The following is a 19,143-nucleotide window of genomic DNA, read 5'->3' on the forward strand; positions in this document are numbered from 1 at the left end:
AACCGTTATAGTTAATTACGCAAGTAACTAACCAACAAACGAGTGGGGGATTTTAACATGACAACGAAAGCAGTCGTCAGTGTCAGCGATTTAGAGAAAACGTATGGCAAACCTAATGAACGTCAGTATACAGCCTTAAAGGGCCTTAATTTTACGGTGGACGCCGGGGAGTTCGTCGGCATCATGGGCGCATCTGGTTCGGGGAAGACCACCTTGCTGAACATGCTATCCACACTGGATACGCCGACTAAAGGTGACGTCGTGGTTAATGGTCATGATGTGACCAAAATGCGTGGCAACCAGTTGGCGGATTTCCGGGCCGAAGAAGTCGGCTTCATCTTCCAAGACTTTAATCTACTAGAAAGTTTAACGGCGGAAGAAAATATTGGCTTGCCGTTAGCATTAAAAGGAACATCGTCGAAAGTGATGGATCAAGCTATTCACGAGGTCGCAGCCACTTTGTCGATTTCCGATTTGTTAACGAAATATCCGGCTGAACTTTCTGGTGGGCAAAAACAACGGGTAGCGGCGGCTCGGGCCATTGTTCATCACCCCGCAATTTTGATGGGTGATGAGCCAACCGGTGCTTTAGACTCAACCAGTGCCCGGGAACTTTTGGACTTGATGACGACCATCAATGAACAACAGAAAATGTCCGTCCTATTAGTGACGCATGATCCCTTCTCAGCAAGCTTCTGTCAACGGATCTTATTCATTAAAGACGGTCAGATTGGTTCAGAGTTACGGCGTGGGGAACAAGATCGGCGAGCATTTTACCAACAAATTTTAAATGAGCTCGGAACGTTCAACGAGTAGGGGGGCGCAACATGTTAGCAAAATTAGCACTTGCTGGGATTAAAAATCGGCGGCGAGATTATCTGGTCTTATTGGCGGGGTTAACCATGTCGGCGGCCATCTTCTATATGTTTGCCAACTTGGCAACCAACAAGGCTTTCATTTCGGCCAATGCGGTGGTATCACAAGCTGTTATTATCTTTGGCTTTGGGGCCGTGTTATTAATCTTGATTAGTCTGGTCTACATTATGTATGCGAACAGCTTTTTATTGAGTATGCGGCAGCATGACTATGGTGTTTTCATGATGCTGGGCGCTAAGCGGCGACGAATTGGTCAACTGGTCTTTTTGGAAACCTTGATTTTAGGGACGATCGCGACCGCCATCGGGATTGGTTTAGGGTTAGCGATGAGTAAGTTCCTAGTGGGCTTCTTATTGAATCTATTAGGCCTTCACTTGGCCCACTTACAAGCAGTTTATGTGCCAGCGATTATTGCGACCGCAGTCCTTTACGTGGGGTTGTTCGTCTTGGCATCGCTCTTTAACTTACTGCATTTAACCCGTTCCACGGTTTTAAAATTACTTCACAGTGATGACCAGGCCGACCAGCCTAAGGTCAATCCAGGGAAACAAATCGGTCAGGCATTGCTGGGCATTGTTTTGTTAGCGATTGGTTATTGGGCCTTAGCCGCGATCAAATTGCTACAAGTCATGGCTATTCCAATTGCGCTAGTGACCATCACCTGTGGCACCTATTTATTATTCCGGGCGACCTTACTAGTGGTTATTCGGGCGTTACGGCACACCAGTTGGGCAAAAAAGCATCTGAACGGGTTCTTATTGGGCCAACTAAACTTCCGGGTGTATAACTACACGCGAATGTTAACCATTGTTTCATTACTGTTTGCGATGGCCTTGGGGGCCATTACCGTTGGTTCGGGATACCATCGGCAATTGCCACAAATGGCGGGGAGTTTTGATGCTTATACCCTGGCGGTCCACAACGTGACCCCCAAGCAACAGAAGTTGATTAATCAACTGCACGTTAGCCATCAAGCAACTTATACGCAAAAACGGCAAGGCAAAGTAGTTTATTACAATGCGACTGAACTGCGCCAACAACCGTTTGAACAATTGCGTACGACGGGAAAGAGCTTAGGTAAAAATCAGTACTATACAGAAAGTTTGTCAGCCTTTCAAAAGAAGGGGCTGGCTGGCATGGACTTCCAGAACTTGGCTATCCGCGGAGCCTATACGTTCTACACACCGAAAATTCTGAAGGCGCAGCAATTTAGTCGTCAAGCCGGCAAGACCATGACAGTGACGACCTTACGTGTAAAAAACATGCAACAGGATCAACGAGTCTTAAAGCACCTAAATCAAACGGAACTTGACCGTTACCCATTACCCACAGGCATGACGGTCGGTAGTTATCAAAGCTTTACCATGATGAATGCCTTCTTTGGTGGACTCGAATTCATGGGGTATTTCTTGGGGATTGCCTTTCTAGCTATGCTGGCATCTTGTTTGATGTTCAAGATTCTTTCTGGCGCTCCAGGCGACCAACGTCGTTACCGGATGCTGTACAAGGTTGGTGTTCGTCAGGGACTGATGCGTGCGGGCATTGCAAAAGAAATTGGGATTTTATTCCTCATTCCTGGTATCATGGGTATAGTTGACGTTTTGTTTGGTTTACAAATGTTTAAACCGCTGATGCAAGCACCGATGAGTCCGTATCTAGGAATTGGTAGCACGTTCTTAATCTTTATTGGACTGTATGCCATTTATTATGTAATCACGCTAGCACTATACTGGCGCATCGTGTTGCCCAAGCAAGCAGATTAGTCGACAAAATGAGTTTAAAAAAGAATGTGGGATAAACCATGAAATTTAACTTTGATAGCCCGGAACCCATTTATTTGCAGGTAGCCGAACAATTAGAAGAGGCCATCTTTACCGGTATCTACCGGGCTGGCGAACAGGTTCCGTCTACGACAGAGATGTCGAAAGAATTTCATATCAACCCGGCGACGGCGCTTAAAGGCATGAATCGGCTAGTGACTGCACAGATCATTGAAAAGCGGCGCGGCGTGGGCATGTTTGTCACCGCCACAGCAGCTGAAACGATTCGTCAGAAACGGCGGGCGCAGTTCTATGAACGTTATGTCAACCGTTTTACGGCTGAAGCCAAGAAGTTAAATCTGTCCGAAACTGAATTGATTGCTCTGGTGACACGAAGTTACCATGAAGCTTAATCAAAAAGTGGTCATCCGTGAGTCTGCGGGTGACCACTTTTTGGGGTAAGCAAGTTGGTTTACAAATAGGGATAACTGCGGTATAACTAATTGTGCACAATTGATTAGGCATTATTTTCAGAAAGAGGGATTTGATGATGAAAATCACAATGACAGCTGCGGCTCAGGACTTTTTACGGACCCACGTCCAACCAGACACGGTTTTACTACTCACGTTAGATGATGGTTCTAACCGTTATTCGACACTCGGTGGAAGCTGTGCGATTGGTGACAAGTTTCAGTTTGTGGCGCTGACGGAAAAGGATCCAGCTTATGCCATTCCGGTAGAAAACGATGCGGGAATCCAGTTGTGGACTAACGCTGATACGGAACTCTATTTAAACAACGGATTGACGTTGGATCGGGTCTTCAATCAACTTGCATTACGTGATGATACAGGTATTTTGGACAGCGCAGTCGGGCTGATTACGTACTCAGCTGAAGAGAAATCAAAATTAGACTTGAAGAAAGAAATGCAAACTTTAGGGACACGTATTTGCTAGTTTCCAGTTTGTCGGCATGGGCCAAGTTGCCCATGCTTTTTTTATGGACTCGTATTCCATTGATGGGGGCTTTATTTGAAAATTGAATTATTCAAATGATGAATAAAAGATGGCCACTGTCTATTGTCAGGTAATAGGTGGCACGCGTATACTGATAGTATGCAAAGTTCCGGGAGGGGATTTATTTGAGAAAGATTCATCAAGGTTGGCGAATACTAATCGGCTTAATTGGTTTGCTGGGCATTCTGATTATTAGCCAGTGGGCAGTACCAGCCCAAGCAGCTACTAATTATAATGGCGCGAACTTCACGACAGCGGCTAAGGTCACTAACGGACCAGATTTTAAGCACGCTGATACGATTGATATCCAATATCATCTGGATTTTGGCACAACACCTTTACATAATGGCGACACGATTACGTTAGATTTTCCTGAAAATTTACGGGGAAAAACACCAGGTGATACGTTCGATGTAACGGATGAATCTGGTGAGGTGATTGGAAAAGCCGTTGTCTCAGATACCGGTGTGGTAATCACCATGAACGATGCATTGGAAGGGAAAACCAATGCGAAGTTAACCCTGAATTTGGCAACCAAATATCGGTACGACGATACGGGCGAGAAAGATGTGGTCTTTCCACTAGAAAATAATGGCAGTAGCACTTCAACCATTAATATGGTTGCTAACGAAGCTAATCTGTCTAAGAATGGAACGATTCAAGATGATGGCACCATCAAGTGGACCATTTTAGTGAACCGGAAAAATTTACATTTAAAGAATGTTGAGATCAGTGACACAATCGGGGATCATCAAGAAATGATTCACGGTGTCACAGTCAGCAAGGCTTATTGGACCAGCGCGACTGGCTACAAACGTGAAAAGCCAGCAATGACGGCTGATGATTATCAGGTGACGTATCACGATCAGGGGTTTGATTTGGCCTTTAACGACGATTTGGATCAAATGGTCGCGATTGATTACTATACCAAGATCACCGACCCATCATTGATTGATTCGGGCTACAAGTTCCGTAACAACGCCGAAATGACTTGGGGTGGTGGCACCTCCGGCACGAAGCAGTCTGAACAGGCCAATGGGAAGGTTTCTTCTTCAAAGGGCAATAGTGGTTCTGGTAGTGGCGATGTCAACGAAACCACGGAAGAACCTGAAGACAAGGATACTGGAACGATTGATACCGACAACGGTACCGAGACTGATGCCGAAGAAGCCGCTCGTGAAGAGGCTGAGGATAAAGAAGAGGCTGCTAAAGAAGCCGAAGCAGCGGCCGCAAAGAAACAAGCGGCTAAAGCCAAGCAGACAGCAGCTAAGGCTAAGCAGACAACGGTCAAGCCAAAGACAACCGCAAAAGCAACCGCCACACAATCGGCTGGTCGAACGGTTAATCATAACCGGAAATTACCGCAGACTGATGAGGCACCGGTGGCTTGGGCCACATTAAGTGGTTTGGGATTGCTACTGGCTGTAGGAAGTGTTCGGGTCTTACGTCGTCATTAATGATAGTTTTAAAAAGCGATTGGTCCGTTGCGGATCAGTCGCTTTTTATTCATGATGACTGAAACCGTCATGTGTTTGAGATCACAATAATTGTTATAATGAAGTGACTTAAAAGTATTATTTTGGGGGTACCGTGATGGGAAAATTACAGGAATACAAACGATTTTGGTTTGTGGTGAGTCTAGGTGTGATCGCTTTAGGCCTGCAGTTTTTGGCACACCAAGCAGGGCTGGCACAATTATTAGTCAGTGCCCTTGGCATTTGTTTAGCCCTGCTTATGTTTGTGGACATGGTGAAGACTTTACGCTCTGGCAAATTCGGTGTGGATCTGTTGGCGATTACCGCCGTTGTGGCAACTTTAGCCGTGGGTGAGTATTGGGCAGCGTTAATCGTCTTACTCATGTTGACGGGGGGCGACGCGCTAGAAGACTTTGCGGCGCAGCGAGCCAATAGTGAGCTACAAACGCTACTTGACCAATCGCCGCAGACGGCCCACGTGGTTGATGGCGAGACAGTTACGGATGTTGCGGTCAATACAGTTACGGTGGGCGCCCGACTGCTGGTCAAGCCCGGCGAGGTCATGCCTGTTGATGGGACGTTGATTACGGGGCCGACGACAGTTAATGAGGCGTCACTGACGGGTGAAGCACGGCCCATTGAAAAAGCAATTGGCGATACGGTCATGTCTGGGAGCATCAATGGTGAAGCGGCGGTGTATCTCCGCGCAGATCAGACCGCTGAGAATAGTCAGTATCAAAATATCGTTCGCTTGGTAAAGCAAGCAGAAGCGCAGCCGGCCAAGTTTGTACGAATGGCGGATCGCTACGCTGTACCGTTTACGATTCTGGCTTACATCATTGTGGGGATTGCCTGGGCAATTTCACAGACGCCGGTCCGGTTTGCTGAGGTTTTAGTCGTGGCATCACCGTGTCCGTTAATTCTCGCAGCCCCGATTGCATTAATTTCGGGGATGAGTCGGGCGAGTCGCAACGGGATCATTGTCAAAACTGGGACGACATTGGAAAAATTAGCACAGGTCAAAACGGTGGCTTTTGATAAAACGGGAACGATTACGCAGGGAAAATTAGTGGTGGATCAGGTGGTACCGCAAGGGGCGCAGTCGGCCGATCGGCTGTTACAACTGGCAGCCAGCGCGGAACAGCATTCTAGCCACGTTTTGGCCCAGTCGTTAGTTGCTGCTAATCGATTACCATTGTTAACGGCAACCGATGTGACGGAAACGACGGCGCAAGGGGTAGTGGCGACTATCAACGGCCAGCAGGTTCGTGCAGGTAAAGCGGCATTTGTCACGTCAGAGTCGATCACCAAACCGGATCAAACGGCTGTTTATGTGGCGGTCGATGACGTCTATCAGGGATACGTCAGCTTCAATGATCGCGTACGACCAGAAGCAGCTACAACTATGACGCGACTACGCCAAGCGGGAGTCGCGCACTTGATGATGATTTCTGGGGATCGTCGGCCAATTGCAGAACAAATTGCCCAAGAGGTGGGGTTAGACCAAGTTCACGCGGAATGTTTGCCCGCCGGTAAGATTGCAGTATTGGATCAGCTAGCTGCGAACCAACGGCCGGTAGCGATGGTCGGTGACGGGATTAATGATGCACCATCTTTGGCAACCGCCGATGTTGGGATCGCAATGGGGGCCCATGGGGCAACGGCTGCCAGTGAATCAGCTGATGCCGTGGTGCTCAAGGATGACCTCACGCGAGTCAGTACGGCGCGAGTCATTGCGCAAGACACCATGCGGGTCGCCCGGCAGTCCGTATTGATTGGGATTTTTATTTGTACCGGCTTAATGCTGATTGCCACGACTGGGATTATTCCAGCCATTGTTGGCGCGGTCTTCCAAGAAGTGGTCGACACTGTGACAATCCTATACGCGTTACGGGCCCGGTCAGATCGGACTTCGTTAGAGAACTAATAAAAGGTACGGATACTGCTGGATTTGTCTGGCAAGTATTCGTACCTTTTTGACGTCAGGGCCACTAGTCAGCCTGTGCTTTGCGCCGTTGATCGCGGCGAATAATTTCATACAATCCCACTAATAAAAGGACTAAGACCACGGCTAAGATAACGGTTTTGATGTTACCAGATAACAGTTCATCGCCACCAAAGGCGTAGAGAAATGATACGGGCAGAGACCCCATTACAATACAGCTAAAAGTGGTGGCAAACGACGGTCGTAATTCTAGCGCCGTGTAGTTGACCAGTACGGTCGGTAACATCGGAATAGCATAGCCAATGCTTAGCCCTAACCGCGGATGGCGCATAGTCTTTAACTTGTCAGTGAGGTATTGAAAGCGACTGGGTTTCGAGCGTTTGGGAAACTGGCTCATGAGGTAAATGGCCAGCAGGTTGCCCAGTGTAATACCAGTTAGGTTAATCACGAACCCGGGCCAGCGACCAAAGAAGATACCAGATAAGATAGCAATTGCTGAAATTGGCACCCCAGGGATGGCTGAACCAATGGCAATAGCCGCAACGAGGATAATGGCGTTATGTCGTCCCTGATGGCGCAACTGATTAATTAAAACGGCGCGATCCCGATTGAAGTGGGTTGCTAGAATCGTGGTACCAGTCGTGCGGTAGTCAATCCATAACCAACTTAGCAAGGCAACCAATCCCACGATGCCCAGACCAATCAGCCAGTATTTATATCGATTTGTCATGAGCGGTGCTCCTTTGCCATTAGATACTCTTAACTTACCATAAATCTACGAGAAAGAGAACGAACAGATTGAGTAATCGCCGGTTCGGGGAGTATGATGAAAGGGTAACAAGAAATCTGATCGTAGGGGAGCCAGAAAAATGACAAAATCACTTAATACCGATTATTTTTTTGATGAAGCGGCCTATAACACCCATGATGGTGGGTATGTGCCGCTGGCAGAACCGAAGACACCACAACAAGCCTTACGGATTCCGCCGTTATTGAAGCCAGATAAAGAAACCGCGACGGATACCTACTATACGGTCGAGGCCCAAGCTGGTGAAACCCAACTGTTACCCGGTAAGAAGACCAAGACGTGGGGCTATAACACCAGTCTACTGGGGCAAACATTGGTTTTTGCGCAGGGTAAAACGATGCATATTGATTTGAAGAATAGCTTACCAGAACTGACGACATTTCACTGGCACGGTTTAAATGTCCCCGGGCCATATACGGACGGTGGCTGTCATGCACCGGTCTATCCGGGACAGACGCGGCACATTGATTTTAAAGTGGACCAACCGGCAGCAACCTTATGGTTACACGCGCACCCGTGTCCATCAACGGCGGAACAGGTCTGGAAGGGGCTTGCGGCCTTAGCCTTAGTAACCGATGATCACGAGGCACAGTTGCCATTGCCACATACTTATGGCGTTGATGACGTTCCACTGATTTTACAGGATCGGCGGTTCCATGAAGATAATCAGTGGGACTATGAAGCGGATTATGATCCCGACGGTGTTCAGGGCCCGACACCACTGATTAATGGGACAGTTAACCCGTACTTTGACGTGACAACCCAACGGCTGCGCTTACGGTTATTAGATGGCGCTAATCGGCGGGAATGGCGGTTGCATTTTAGTCAGGATCTGCCGTTTACCCAGGTTGCTTCGGATGGCGGTTTGCTGCCAGAACCGGTGGCCTTTACACATTTGATGTTGACTTGTGCTGAACGTGCTGAAATTATTGTTGATTTTGGTGACGTGACACCGGGAGAGACCGTCACGCTGTATAGTGACGACGTGCCGTTGGTTCGTTTCCGAGTTCATGAATTTACGCCAGATACGGCTGTGCTCCCAGAACATTTGGTTGAGATACCAAATCCGGACGTGACACCGGATATGCCGATTCGTAAAGTGGTGATGTCCGGCATGGATGAGACGGTCATGATGGACGGCAAAAAGTTTGGCATGCAACGGATCGATGCCAAACAGCAGGTTGGTAATGTTGAACTGTGGGATGTTACCAATACGAATGATATGGACGGCGGCATGGTGCATCCGTTCCATATGCATGGTACGCAGTTCTTAGTAGTCTCACGTAACGGGCACGCCCCATATCCGAATGAACACGGTTTTAAGGATACAGTTGGTGTTAACCCTGGGGAGACCGTGCGGTTAAAGGTTTGGTTTGACCACACAGGGGTCTACATGTATCATTGTCACATCATCGAACACGAAGATGGCGGCATGATGGCTCAAATTGAGGTCTTTGATCCGCAACACCCACAAACCTATAAATTAATGGATATGGAGACCCTGATGAAGGCCGTGGCTGAAGAACGCGGTATTGCCGTCAAAGATTTACATTTGGCGGGGATGAGTTCCTATGAGAAGATGGGGATGGAGATGTAGTCGGTAGAATGAAAAGGCAATCACATTATGTGGTTGCCTTTTCATTATTCACCATGCTTTTTCCCCCGCAAAACATGATCCACGTGGGCAAGGGTTTCGTTAACAATATCTAAAATATGGGGGTCATCGAGCTCATAGAAATTTTGTTTACCAATACGTTGGGCGGTGACCAGTTGTTCTTTCTTCAGGAGAGCCAGTTGATGAGATACAACCGACTGTTCGACCTGTAAGTACTGACCCAGTTCACTCACGTTGAGTGATCGCTGTTCCAATAGGTAAAGAATTTGCAGTCGCGTGGGATTGCTTAGAAGTTTGAAAATAGCTTGTGCTGCAGCCAATTTGGGCGCTTGAATGGTAGTGACGGGTTCTTCAGTAGACGACATTTAAATAGGTTGCTCCTTTCATATGAATATGATAACATATGTTAAAAATAACATATTGGAGATGACCGACCATGTTACAACCAATTTTAACCGGAGTGACGGCTTACATCTCAACCGGATTAGATTACCTTGTTATTCTAATGATAATTTTCAGCCGCGTAAAGCCTCAAGATCGCTGGCTCGTGTTAATTGGTGACTTTATCGGTACATTGATTCTGGTTGGGAGCTCTCTGGCCTTGGCCTTCTTCTTAGGTTTTGTACCAACCCCTTGGGTTCTTGGATTATTAGGCCTAATTCCCATCTATTTAGGCATCAAATTGGGACTTCAAGGCGATGACGATGATGTGGCCGCGGTTGAACGCCGGGTCAGTCAGCCCCGGGGATTGATTGCGAATGTCGTGCTGATTACCGTTGCTACGTGTGGCGCCGACAATATTGGGATCTACGTGCCCCTATTTACCACTGTTGCGACTAGTAAGATTCCATTAATTTTAATCACGTTTGCCGGCATGGTCGTTGTGTTTTGGGAACTGGGATTTCGACTGGCGACATTGCCAGTGATTGCTGGCGTGTTAGAGAAGTGGGGGCGTCATCTGACCGTCGTGGTTTATATTCTGCTTGGCGGGTATATTTTGTGGGACAACGGGACGATTCACCAACTATTGCGTTGGCTATAGACGTAAAAAACCAGTATCACAGCCATGAACCGGCTGGATACTGGTTTTTGTATGAATCACGATTTAAAAGAATAGCTTGCTGGCAATGGTGACCCCAGCTAGTAAGACCACGGACGATAAGGTTGCGGCTAGAAAGGCGTTGCCCCCCCGTTGGAAGATAACGCGGAAATTCACGCTCATACCAAGAGCGGCCATTGCCATCCCCAAGAAGATGTAGGCAAGTTTAACCAGACCAGCCAACGTGGTGGCTCCTAAGGGGACCCAGGTGCCAATGATACTGGTTAATAGGAAACCGGCCATAAACCAGGGAATTGGTAATTTGGTTGGACCATCGTTTGTGGTTGTTGTGGCGGTTTGTCTTTGGTACCACCAGCCAATGATCAAGGCAGCCGGAGCCAATAAGAGTACTCGTGATAACTTGGTAATAATCGCGGTGTCCAGACTCACAGGGCCCCCAGCACTACCTGCGGCAACGGCGTGGGCAATTTCATGCAGTGAGCCACCCGTCATGACGCCGAATTGAACGGCAGTCAGGTGCAATAGAGGTTTCAACCCGATTTCAATTAGGGTAAAGACAGTTCCTAAAATCGCTACGATGGCAACGGCCAAGACTTCGTTTTCCCTTTGTCGTTCAGCTTGATCGGCAGGGACTTTAATCTGTGGAGAGACGCCCATGACGGCGGCGGCACCACAGATGCTCGTACCCGTAGCGGTTAGAATAGCTAGTTCTCGGTCGACCCCAAGCTTACGACTCAAGTTATACGTCAAGAAGACCATCCCAGTAACGACGACGGCAGCCAGCGTGATGGTTTTGACCCCCGCTTGGGCCAATTGCAGAAGATTTAACTTGAAACCTAAAAGAATAATACCTAATCGTAAAAATTTATTGCTAATGAATCCAATGCCATCCCGGTTGACGGCAACCATCCGGGGTGCGAGTTGGCAAGCCATCCCTAATAATAAGGCGATGACCAAGGCACCAACTAAGTTCAAATAGGGCAATTGGGCCAGTTCGCTACCGGCTACCGCACAAATTAACGTAATGACAGCCGCTCCCCAGAAGCTGCGGGTTACTAGGGTATTGCGAATATCCATATCAATTTCCTCCTCTATGATTGATAACTTTAGTTTACCGGAAGTCGATTATAAGATAAAATTGGGATATTTAATGACGATATAAATTTTACTTATGAGGAGCGATGATATGCTAGATAAACGATACGAAACCCTGTTGGTTTTAGTGCAAACAAAGTCCTATACCCAGACGGCCCAACGGCTCTTTATTACTCAGCCGGCAGTGTCTCAACAGATTAAGAGTTTGGAAATGGAGCTGAACGTGAAACTGGTTCGGTATCAACGACCACGGCTGACCATCACGCCAGCGGGTCAAGAATTGGCAGCCTTTGTGCAGCGGATTCAAGTGCAGGCCAATAAGGTGGTCACGGCCTTACAGCACCCTCAGGTGACGCGGCAAGTGATTTTTAGCACGACACTGTCCTTGAGCGAATTCTTAGCGCCCCAGTTGATTCAAGCGATTCAGGCTACCCAGCAATTTCGCGACATTCAATGCCGGGTGACTAACACGCAAGCCGCCTTGACCGCGATTGATCGCGGAACCAGCGACTTTGCTTTGATCGAAGGCAATTTTGACAAGACGCGATATGATTATCAGATAGTTCGTGAGGAACCATTTGTTGCCGTGGTGGCCGCCAATCATCCACTGGCGCAGCAGGCACAAGTTAGTTGGGCGGACTTGACGGCTTATCCATTATTGCTGCGGGAATTGGGATCTGGTAGTCGAGAGATTCTGACCAATCTGGCTCAGGCAGCCAATGTAACGCTAGCGGAGTTTTCGCAGACGGTGACGATTAATAATCTGGCGGCAATTCGGCAGTTGTTGTTGCGGGGAGCAGGGATTAGTTTTGTTTATCGGTCGGTTGTGGCGAGTGAATTAACGACTGGAAAGTTAGTGACATTACGGTTACCAGCGGGGGAATTGCTCCATGAATTGGCGGTGGTATATGCGCGCGATAGCTTTTTTGCTGCGGATTATCAGCGCTGGACACAAGCTTTACGACAACCTGGTAATTAAGTCGCTTAAAAGATGAGCTTAACAGTGGACAAACCCGGTTCTTTGTTGGTAGCATGAGACTATTGTCGAAAAATATGGAGAAGGGGTGAACCGTTGTGACACGCAAAACAAAACGGGCCATTTTTATTTTAATTTTTAGTGAATTTCTAGTCTGCTTGGGAATTAGTTTAGTGATTCCGGTCATGCCGTTTTTAAAAACAGAACTGCATTTGTCGGCGACTGATATGGGGATCATGAATGCCCTGTTTGCGCTGGCACAATTTGTGGCGTCACCCCTCATCGGTCGATTGTCCGATAAGATTGGCCGTAAGCCAGTTTTGACGGTGGGGTTACTGTTATATATGGTATCGGAAGTCCTATTCGCACTGACGAACTATCTTTGGGTCTTTGATATTTCCCGCCTAATTGGTGGGCTATCAGCCGCCATGGTTGTGCCAACTGCGATGGCGTTAGCGTCAGACATTACAACTAAACGACAACGGGCCAAGGTGATTGGCTGGCTATCAGCGGCCTTTAGTGGTGGCTTGATTTTGGGCCCCGGTATTGGTGGTATATTAGCTGGTATCAGCTACAAAACCCCATTTTGGGTGGCTGGGGCCTTAGGCTTATTAAGCGCAATTGTTTTGATTGCGTTACTTCCTAGTGATGCTGAAAATAAGCGGGTAGTAGAAGAACCCGAACAAGCGAAAACGACTGCTCACCCAATGAGTCGTGCGTTTTGGACGCTACCCATTATTATTTTATTTACGATGATTTTAGTGTCATCATTTGGCCTACAGGGATTTGAAAGTATTTACAGCATTTATGTTAACGAAGTCTTTAACTTCAGTCTGAGTAATATTGCCTTAGTATTAACTCTGAATGGATTGATTTCACTATTCTTGCAGGTGGCGTTGTTCGATACCATGGTCAGCAAGTGGGGTGAGCGGCGGGTGATTCGCCTTTGCTTCTTCCTCGCGGCAATCTGTACCATTTGGATTACGCAGGCCCACACGAAGTTAGAAGTAATGGTCGCTACATTGATTATTTTCTCAGCGTTTGACCTCTTACGGCCAGCCATTACCACGCTCTTAACCAAGGCTAGCGAGTCGGACCAGGGTTTAATCAACGGCTTGAATATGTCCTTAACGAGCATTGGGAACATTGTGGGACCGATTATGTCCGGCATGTTATTGGATTGGAATACGCACGTTCCGTATCTGGTCGTGGCTGTCTTCTTGATTGTGTCGTATCTGATGGCCTTTTTACTAAAACAACCGGGCAAGCAGCAGTCGACCGTTAATTGATTGTGATAGTAAAAAACGCGTGTTTTTAGGGATCAATTAGATTCTTAGAAACACGCGTTTTTTGAGTTCAACGGGTGTTACGACAAATTAAAAAGCAACTAGATGGTTCTCTAGCTGCTCCCCCCAAGGCCCCGATGGCCGTCTATTCTGTTGGTAGGCCCCCTCAAGCCATACCGATTCACTAGCTATCATAACTCCCCCAAGTTGTGATAGTAGTTAAGATCAGCAACCTAACCGGATAAGGCAACGCCAATCATGGCCGTCGTTGTTATCCTGATGTTGCAAGTTCATTATAACGGGGATCAAGGATGGGGGTAATCCCATAATCTAATAATTGGCTTACTAAATTTAACTATCTTGCCTCCTAACATGTTATGCTATGACTGAAAGCGGTTACGGTTAAACCGTGCGGGAAAACATGGCTCAATGACAGATAGAAGAAGGGGCGTCAGTATGCCACATCCGTATCATGAACGACTAAACTTTAAGACAGAATTGCCATTGCGAGTTATTTCACACGGGACGGTGGGGCCAAAAATGGTCTTGCCCCACTGGCATCGCGCGGTTGAATTGGCCTATGCTTACCGAGGACAGCCTGGAACGGTGCACATTGGCCGCTCGACCTATCATATGCTGGCTGACCACCTCTACGTGATTAATTCGGAGGTAGTGCACAGTTATGAGACGTTTCTGGATGAGGATAACCAAATTGTGACGCTGCTTTTACCGGCGTCCTGGTTACGCAATGCTGTGGCCGATGAGCAGCTGCCCGTTTGGGGGCCACTGGACCTTGACCTGCAATCGGCAGTATATCAGCCGCTGGCGAAGGCCGTTCAGACGTTGGTTGCGGGAGTGATTACACCTTCATCAGCGCGATCAGCCTATCTCACGAGCTTGGGAGCTGAATATCAATTGGTCGGCCAATTACTCAAGCATCTCACGGTTAATGGCCAAGTGACCAGTGATCAGTTACCATTACCAGCACCACTCAGGCAGGCCGTTACGGAATTACAGGAGAACTACGCGCAACCCGTTTCAATTGCCAATTTAGCGGAGCAACTAAATTACTCCAGTGTTTATTTTTCCCGCTACTTTAAGGATTATATGGGGATTTCACCCAAGGCGTATCTCGGCCAGATTCGCTTAGAACGGGCGACATCACTGCTGATGACGTCACAGGATTCAATCCAAAATATTGCACTCAAGACGGGCTTTAGCACCGAGAAAAACTTCTTTGTGACGTTCAAGCAATACTACCAAATGACTCCACGGACTTATCGCCAACGTTATTCGGCACAGCAAAGCTGGTCCTAAGCGGGTGACAGGCGGCACTTTTTATGATACACTACCCTAATATGTCATAACGAAAATAAGTTGAAACCAACGTTGCCGTTAATCAGACACGTTGGTTTTTTCTGTCAAAATAGGAGGAATCGTTCATGTTAACCGTCAATAATGTCAGTATGCAGTTCTCCGATCGGAAACTCTACGATGATGTTAATCTCAAGTTCACCCCAGGTAACTGCTACGGGGTCATTGGCGCTAACGGCGCTGGAAAGTCAACTTTCCTAAAGATTATCGAAGGTAAATTGAAACCCACCAGTGGGAACGTTTCAATGGGAACCAATGAGCGGATGTCGAGTCTGAATCAAGATCACTTTGCCTTTGAAGATAGCATCGTCATGGATACGGTCATTCGGGGGCACCAAAAGCTCTACGATATCATGACAGAAAAGAATGCCATTTACATGAAGCCAGATTTTAGTGATGCTGATGGGATTCGGGCTGCTGAATTGGAAGCCGAATTTGGTGAAATGGGCGGCTGGGAAGCCGAAGCTGAAGCCAGTCAGATGTTGCAAGCCTTGGGGATTGATGATTCTTTACACAATGTCTTGATGAGTGAACTGACCGAATCCCAAAAGGTCAAGGTGTTGTTGGGCCAAGCCTTGTTCGGTCATCCGGATGTGCTATTGCTGGATGAGCCGACCAACGGGTTAGATGTCCAGTCGATTAGCTGGCTGGAAAACTTTTTGGCAGGTTACGAGAATACCGTTATTGTGGTCTCTCATGACCGGCATTTCTTGAATCAGGTCTGTACCCACATGTGTGACGTGGATTTTGGTAAGATCACGTTATTTGTCGGGAACTATGACTTTTGGATGGAATCCAGTGAATTAGCGGCGCAATTAAAGGCGAATGCAAACGCCAAGAAGGCTGACCAGATTAAACAATTGCAAGAGTTCGTGGCGCGATTTAGTGCCAACGCCTCCAAGTCTAAGCAGGCAACGTCACGGAAGAAGCAACTGGAAAAGATCACGCTGGATGACATTAAGCCATCTTCACGAAAATATCCGTATATTAAGTTCACCCCGGAACGCGACTTGGGTAATGACTTGCTTCGAGTCGAGCACGTGTCAAAGGCCATTGACGGCGTCACCATTTTAGATGATGTGAGCTTTACCCTGCGGCCCGATGAGAAGACGGCGTTCATTAGCCGGAATGATTTGACGACGACAACGTTGATGCAAATTATTGCCGGTGATGTCCAACCGGATAGTGGTAACGTGGTGTGGGGCCAAACCACCAGCACGACGTATCTACCGAAGAATGTTAATGACTACTTTGCCAATAATGACTTATCCGTGTTGGATTGGTTACGCCAATTTGCCTCGAAAGAAGAGAGTGATAATACCTTCTTGCGCGGATTTCTGGGCAAAATGCTCTTTTCTGGGGATGACGTGAATCGTGCGGTTGATGTGATGTCCGGGGGCGAAAAGGTCCGGGCAATGTTATCGAAAATGATGTTGAGTAAGGCAAATGTGTTGCTGTTAGATGATCCAACCAACCACTTGGATTTGGAATCGATCACGGCGTTGAACGATAGTTTGGTTGCTTTTAACGGCGCAATCGTCTTTACCTCACATGACCACGAGTTCATTCAAACCATTGCTAACCGAATTATTGAAGTGAGTTCTAAGGGATTGGTTGACCGAGCAGATACCACTTATGACGAATTCTTAGGTCATGAGCAGGTTCAGGCTCAGGTGGCAGCTTTGTATGATGGTGAATAACGAGACTAACTATTGAGCTGACTTTGGGATGCTCATAAGGTTGAAAAGGGCACTGGACGTGAAATACACGTTCAGTGCCCTTTTAATATGCCATAATAGAAACTAGTCGAGGAGGTTTTATTGATGCAAATGACAACAACCGATGGGATACAACTTAGTTATGATGATACGGGAACCGGGATTCCGATTATTTTATTAACCGGAATTGGTGGTAACCGAGAAATCTGGACGGCCCAGCTTAAACCATTACTGACGCAGGGGTATCGGGTTATTCGGTTGGATGCTCGAAATCAGGGCGCTTCAGCACACACAATTAAAGGGCGCCGGATATCCCGTCACGCGACCGATTTAGCCGAATTAATCGCACAGCTTCAACTAACTACTTGTATTTTAATGGGGAATTCTATGGGAGCGGCCACGATTTTCGCGTACCTATCTCTATTCGGTACGCAGCATGTTCAGGCCGTGATTGACGTTGACCAAAGTCCTAAAATGATTACGGATACCAGTTGGTCATACGGCTTTAAATCATTGACTTGGGAAAACTTTCATGAACAACTAAGACACCCGCTGGGGCATTCAACGGTTCAGCGGTTACCCGATGATACGTACCAGGCGGTTCAGATGGCTAACCAGGCTCATCCGTATGACGCACAACTGAACTATCCGTTACTGCTTGATCATGCAACGCAAGACTGGCGGGACGTGTTGCTTAACTTTCATCAGCCTTGCTTATTTGTGGCAGGGGAACAATCACCATATTTTGATCCGGCATTTGCAACGGTTAGTGCCGAGCTAACGCCACATGGACAGTCCCAGATTATTCCGAATTGTGGACACGTTGTGATGGCAGAACAACCCGTAGTCTTTAATCAAATACTGCTATCATTTTTGGCGTCATGGTAACTCAAACTTCGTCTTTAGCAGTTAGAATTCGTTGGGCAATTCCTTCGTCCATAACCAAGTCAGTTAAAAGTTTACCACGCAATGCCCCCAAGGCCGCGTAGGTCTTAAACTTGCTCTTAATGACGCCAAAGCGACGGGGGGTTGCCATAACATCCTCCAAGGGAATACCCACGGTTGTATCGCGTTCGGGAATTAAAAAATGTCCGTGAATATCATAGGGGCGACCGAACAACATACCGGCGACGTCTGCGGGATCGACACCTGGAAAAATTTGGTCTTTAGCCTGATGCCAAGCGGGAATAGAATCTACCGAAGAGAGCGTCCCAATACCGCAAAATAGTAGATCCATTCGGTTGGCAACCTTTAGGCAGTGTTCGAGAGCTGGTTCTTCCGGTAATAAATCATGCACAACTTGGTTGATGACGTATAGTGGTGCTGGAAGGGTAACGTAATCAGCTTCAAATCTGGAGGCGGCATGTTCAACCATCCGTGTGGACCCTGTTCGGGAATTGTATTTCATGTTTTCACCCACGAATTGCGTGAAAATTAGGTCTTCATTGAGCTCCGACTTGAAGTGATCGATAATACTGTGGACAGTGCCCCCCCAAGCCAGACCAACAACATGGCTATCAGCGATTAAAGGCTGTAAGCGATTAGCCGCATAGGCAATAACATTGTCGGCGTTGGCGTCTGAGCTACCATCCCCGCGTAGAATGGCGATGTGTTGAATATCAAAGATCTGTTTGAATCGAGTTTCGAGTTGAAAGTTACGCGCGACAGGGGCCTTAATTTGAATAGAAACGATACCCGATTTGAGGGCTTCGTCTAAGTAGTTCGTAATGTGATAACGACTTAAATTATATTTACGAGAAAGCTCGGAGACAGCCAAACCAGAATAATAATAGTCCTGGGCGAGCTGTACGAGTAATTCTTCATGAGTCATATTTTTTTCCATACTAAAAATCCTCCGCTAATGCTGTGGACTAAGTATACCATTATTCGTAACTGAATCGTTTAGGCTAGTTGCCAAGCAACTAGCCTTTTTTATATTTTAAAAAAATGTGCTTTTTTTAAAATATTAATATCGTCATTTTAAAAATTAAAAAAATCAATTAAAATTTGCAAAATTTAAAAAGTCGGAGTAAGATAGGCCTTGTTAAAAAATGAACGATCTTAGCACTGATTAGGTAAAAATGCTGAAAGGAAGTAACGCCATTGGATAAAGATGAAATTGTTAAATTACATGCGACCC

Annotated in this window: 17 protein-coding genes; 13 read left to right on the forward strand and 4 right to left on the reverse strand. The window is 47.1% G+C overall.

Translation table 11 applies throughout. From position 1 onward, the window contains the following. The first annotated feature begins 57 nt into the window (after positions 1–57). The 6 genes from FC61_RS09535 to FC61_RS09560 all read left to right on the forward strand — a co-directional run bounded on the left by FC61_RS09535 (position 58) and on the right by FC61_RS09560 (position 7,053). Entirely contained in the window at positions 58–816 is a 759-nt protein-coding gene (locus tag FC61_RS09535) for an ABC transporter ATP-binding protein (RefSeq protein ID WP_011667176.1), read from the forward strand. Positions 817–827: 11 nt separating this feature from the next. After that, a complete protein-coding gene (locus FC61_RS09540) occupies positions 828–2,639 on the forward strand; it encodes an ABC transporter permease (protein ID WP_021741864.1) in 1,812 nt (603 codons plus the stop codon). 38 nt (positions 2,640–2,677) lie between these two features. Further along, positions 2,678–3,049: a GntR family transcriptional regulator gene (locus FC61_RS09545; RefSeq protein WP_021741865.1), complete on the forward strand. Its 372-nt coding sequence runs from the start codon at positions 2,678–2,680 to the stop codon at positions 3,047–3,049. A 134-nt stretch (positions 3,050–3,183) separates the two neighbouring features. Further along, a complete protein-coding gene (locus tag FC61_RS09550; protein WP_021741866.1) occupies positions 3,184–3,591 on the forward strand; it encodes an iron-sulfur cluster biosynthesis family protein in 408 nt (135 codons plus the stop codon). 185 nt (positions 3,592–3,776) lie between these two features. Further along, on the forward strand, positions 3,777–5,108 hold the full coding sequence (locus FC61_RS09555; RefSeq protein ID WP_021741867.1) for a collagen binding domain-containing protein: 1,332 nt from the start codon (positions 3,777–3,779) through the stop codon (positions 5,106–5,108). 136 nt (positions 5,109–5,244) lie between these two features. Then, on the forward strand, positions 5,245–7,053 hold the full coding sequence (locus FC61_RS09560; protein WP_042516672.1) for a heavy metal translocating P-type ATPase: 1,809 nt from the start codon (positions 5,245–5,247) through the stop codon (positions 7,051–7,053). A 64-nt stretch (positions 7,054–7,117) separates the two neighbouring features. Here the strand turns inward: FC61_RS09560 and FC61_RS09565 are convergent, their stop codons facing one another. Then, the gene (locus FC61_RS09565) at positions 7,118–7,801 is read right to left on the reverse strand and encodes a VTT domain-containing protein (RefSeq protein WP_011667182.1); all 684 of its coding nucleotides are present in this window, start codon (positions 7,799–7,801) and stop codon (positions 7,118–7,120) included. Positions 7,802–7,940: 139 nt separating this feature from the next. Here FC61_RS09565 and FC61_RS09570 point away from each other — a divergent pair, with 139 nt between their 5' ends. Beyond that, on the forward strand, positions 7,941–9,476 hold the full coding sequence (locus FC61_RS09570) for a multicopper oxidase family protein (protein ID WP_021742151.1): 1,536 nt from the start codon (positions 7,941–7,943) through the stop codon (positions 9,474–9,476). A 44-nt stretch (positions 9,477–9,520) separates the two neighbouring features. Here FC61_RS09570 and FC61_RS09575 read toward each other — a convergent pair whose 3' ends face one another. Beyond that, complete coding sequence (locus tag FC61_RS09575) at positions 9,521–9,859, reverse strand: ArsR/SmtB family transcription factor (RefSeq protein WP_021742152.1); 339 nt, start codon at positions 9,857–9,859, stop codon at positions 9,521–9,523. A gap of 71 nt (positions 9,860–9,930) precedes the next feature. Between FC61_RS09575 and FC61_RS09580 the strand changes: the two genes are divergently transcribed. Then, positions 9,931–10,536 (forward strand): cadmium resistance transporter, encoded by a 606-nt coding sequence (locus tag FC61_RS09580; RefSeq protein ID WP_021742153.1) that lies wholly within the window; start codon positions 9,931–9,933, stop codon positions 10,534–10,536. A gap of 63 nt (positions 10,537–10,599) precedes the next feature. On the opposite strand, the gene FC61_RS09585 is transcribed toward FC61_RS09580, so the two are convergent. Next, entirely contained in the window at positions 10,600–11,631 is a 1,032-nt protein-coding gene (locus FC61_RS09585; protein WP_015473268.1) for a YeiH family protein, read from the reverse strand. A gap of 109 nt (positions 11,632–11,740) precedes the next feature. On the opposite strand from FC61_RS09585, the gene FC61_RS09590 reads away from it, so the two are divergent. The 5 genes from FC61_RS09590 (at position 11,741) to FC61_RS09610 (ending at position 17,891) form a co-directional block, all read left to right on the forward strand. Next, entirely contained in the window at positions 11,741–12,628 is an 888-nt protein-coding gene (locus FC61_RS09590) for a LysR family transcriptional regulator (protein ID WP_035464811.1), read from the forward strand. Between the two features lie 95 nt (positions 12,629–12,723). Beyond that, on the forward strand, positions 12,724–13,914 hold the full coding sequence (locus FC61_RS09595; RefSeq protein ID WP_011667188.1) for an MFS transporter: 1,191 nt from the start codon (positions 12,724–12,726) through the stop codon (positions 13,912–13,914). Between the two features lie 453 nt (positions 13,915–14,367). Continuing rightward, entirely contained in the window at positions 14,368–15,228 is an 861-nt protein-coding gene (locus FC61_RS09600) for an AraC family transcriptional regulator (protein ID WP_035464813.1), read from the forward strand. Between the two features lie 125 nt (positions 15,229–15,353). Further along, complete coding sequence (locus FC61_RS09605) at positions 15,354–16,985, forward strand: ABC-F family ATP-binding cassette domain-containing protein (RefSeq protein WP_021742157.1); 1,632 nt, start codon at positions 15,354–15,356, stop codon at positions 16,983–16,985. A gap of 123 nt (positions 16,986–17,108) precedes the next feature. Then, positions 17,109–17,891, forward strand: coding sequence for an alpha/beta fold hydrolase (locus tag FC61_RS09610; RefSeq protein WP_021742158.1), 783 nt, complete (start codon positions 17,109–17,111; stop codon positions 17,889–17,891). 1 nt (position 17,892) lies between these two features. On the opposite strand, the gene FC61_RS09615 is transcribed toward FC61_RS09610, so the two are convergent. After that, positions 17,893–18,846 carry a sugar-binding transcriptional regulator gene (locus FC61_RS09615; RefSeq protein ID WP_021742159.1) on the reverse strand — a complete coding sequence of 318 codons (954 nt, stop codon included), beginning with the start codon at positions 18,844–18,846 and terminating at the stop codon, positions 17,893–17,895. Positions 18,847–19,143 lie beyond the last annotated feature (297 nt).

Origin of the sequence: Levilactobacillus brevis ATCC 14869 = DSM 20054, assembly GCF_001433855.1 — a bacterium.
Classification (GTDB): domain Bacteria; phylum Bacillota; class Bacilli; order Lactobacillales; family Lactobacillaceae; genus Levilactobacillus; species Levilactobacillus brevis.

Bases quoted from the DNA above. Each gene is read 5' to 3' on its own strand.
- FC61_RS09535 (WP_011667176.1), top strand. From the start codon at position 58: ATGACAACGAAAGCAGTCGTCAGTGTCAGCGATTTAGAGAAAACGTAT.
- FC61_RS09540 (WP_021741864.1), top strand. From the start codon at position 828: ATGTTAGCAAAATTAGCACTTGCTGGGATTAAAAATCGGCGGCGAGAT.
- FC61_RS09545 (WP_021741865.1), top strand. From the start codon at position 2,678: ATGAAATTTAACTTTGATAGCCCGGAACCCATTTATTTGCAGGTAGCC.
- FC61_RS09550 (WP_021741866.1), top strand. From the start codon at position 3,184: ATGATGAAAATCACAATGACAGCTGCGGCTCAGGACTTTTTACGGACC.
- FC61_RS09560 (WP_042516672.1), top strand. From the start codon at position 5,245: ATGGGAAAATTACAGGAATACAAACGATTTTGGTTTGTGGTGAGTCTA.
- FC61_RS09565 (WP_011667182.1), bottom strand. From the start codon at position 7,801: ATGACAAATCGATATAAATACTGGCTGATTGGTCTGGGCATCGTGGGA.
- FC61_RS09570 (WP_021742151.1), top strand. From the start codon at position 7,941: ATGACAAAATCACTTAATACCGATTATTTTTTTGATGAAGCGGCCTAT.
- FC61_RS09575 (WP_021742152.1), bottom strand. From the start codon at position 9,859: ATGTCGTCTACTGAAGAACCCGTCACTACCATTCAAGCGCCCAAATTG.
- FC61_RS09580 (WP_021742153.1), top strand. From the start codon at position 9,931: ATGTTACAACCAATTTTAACCGGAGTGACGGCTTACATCTCAACCGGA.
- FC61_RS09585 (WP_015473268.1), bottom strand. From the start codon at position 11,631: ATGGATATTCGCAATACCCTAGTAACCCGCAGCTTCTGGGGAGCGGCT.
- FC61_RS09590 (WP_035464811.1), top strand. From the start codon at position 11,741: ATGCTAGATAAACGATACGAAACCCTGTTGGTTTTAGTGCAAACAAAG.
- FC61_RS09600 (WP_035464813.1), top strand. From the start codon at position 14,368: ATGCCACATCCGTATCATGAACGACTAAACTTTAAGACAGAATTGCCA.
- FC61_RS09605 (WP_021742157.1), top strand. From the start codon at position 15,354: ATGTTAACCGTCAATAATGTCAGTATGCAGTTCTCCGATCGGAAACTC.
- FC61_RS09610 (WP_021742158.1), top strand. From the start codon at position 17,109: ATGCAAATGACAACAACCGATGGGATACAACTTAGTTATGATGATACG.
- FC61_RS09615 (WP_021742159.1), bottom strand. From the start codon at position 18,846: ATGGAAAAAAATATGACTCATGAAGAATTACTCGTACAGCTCGCCCAG.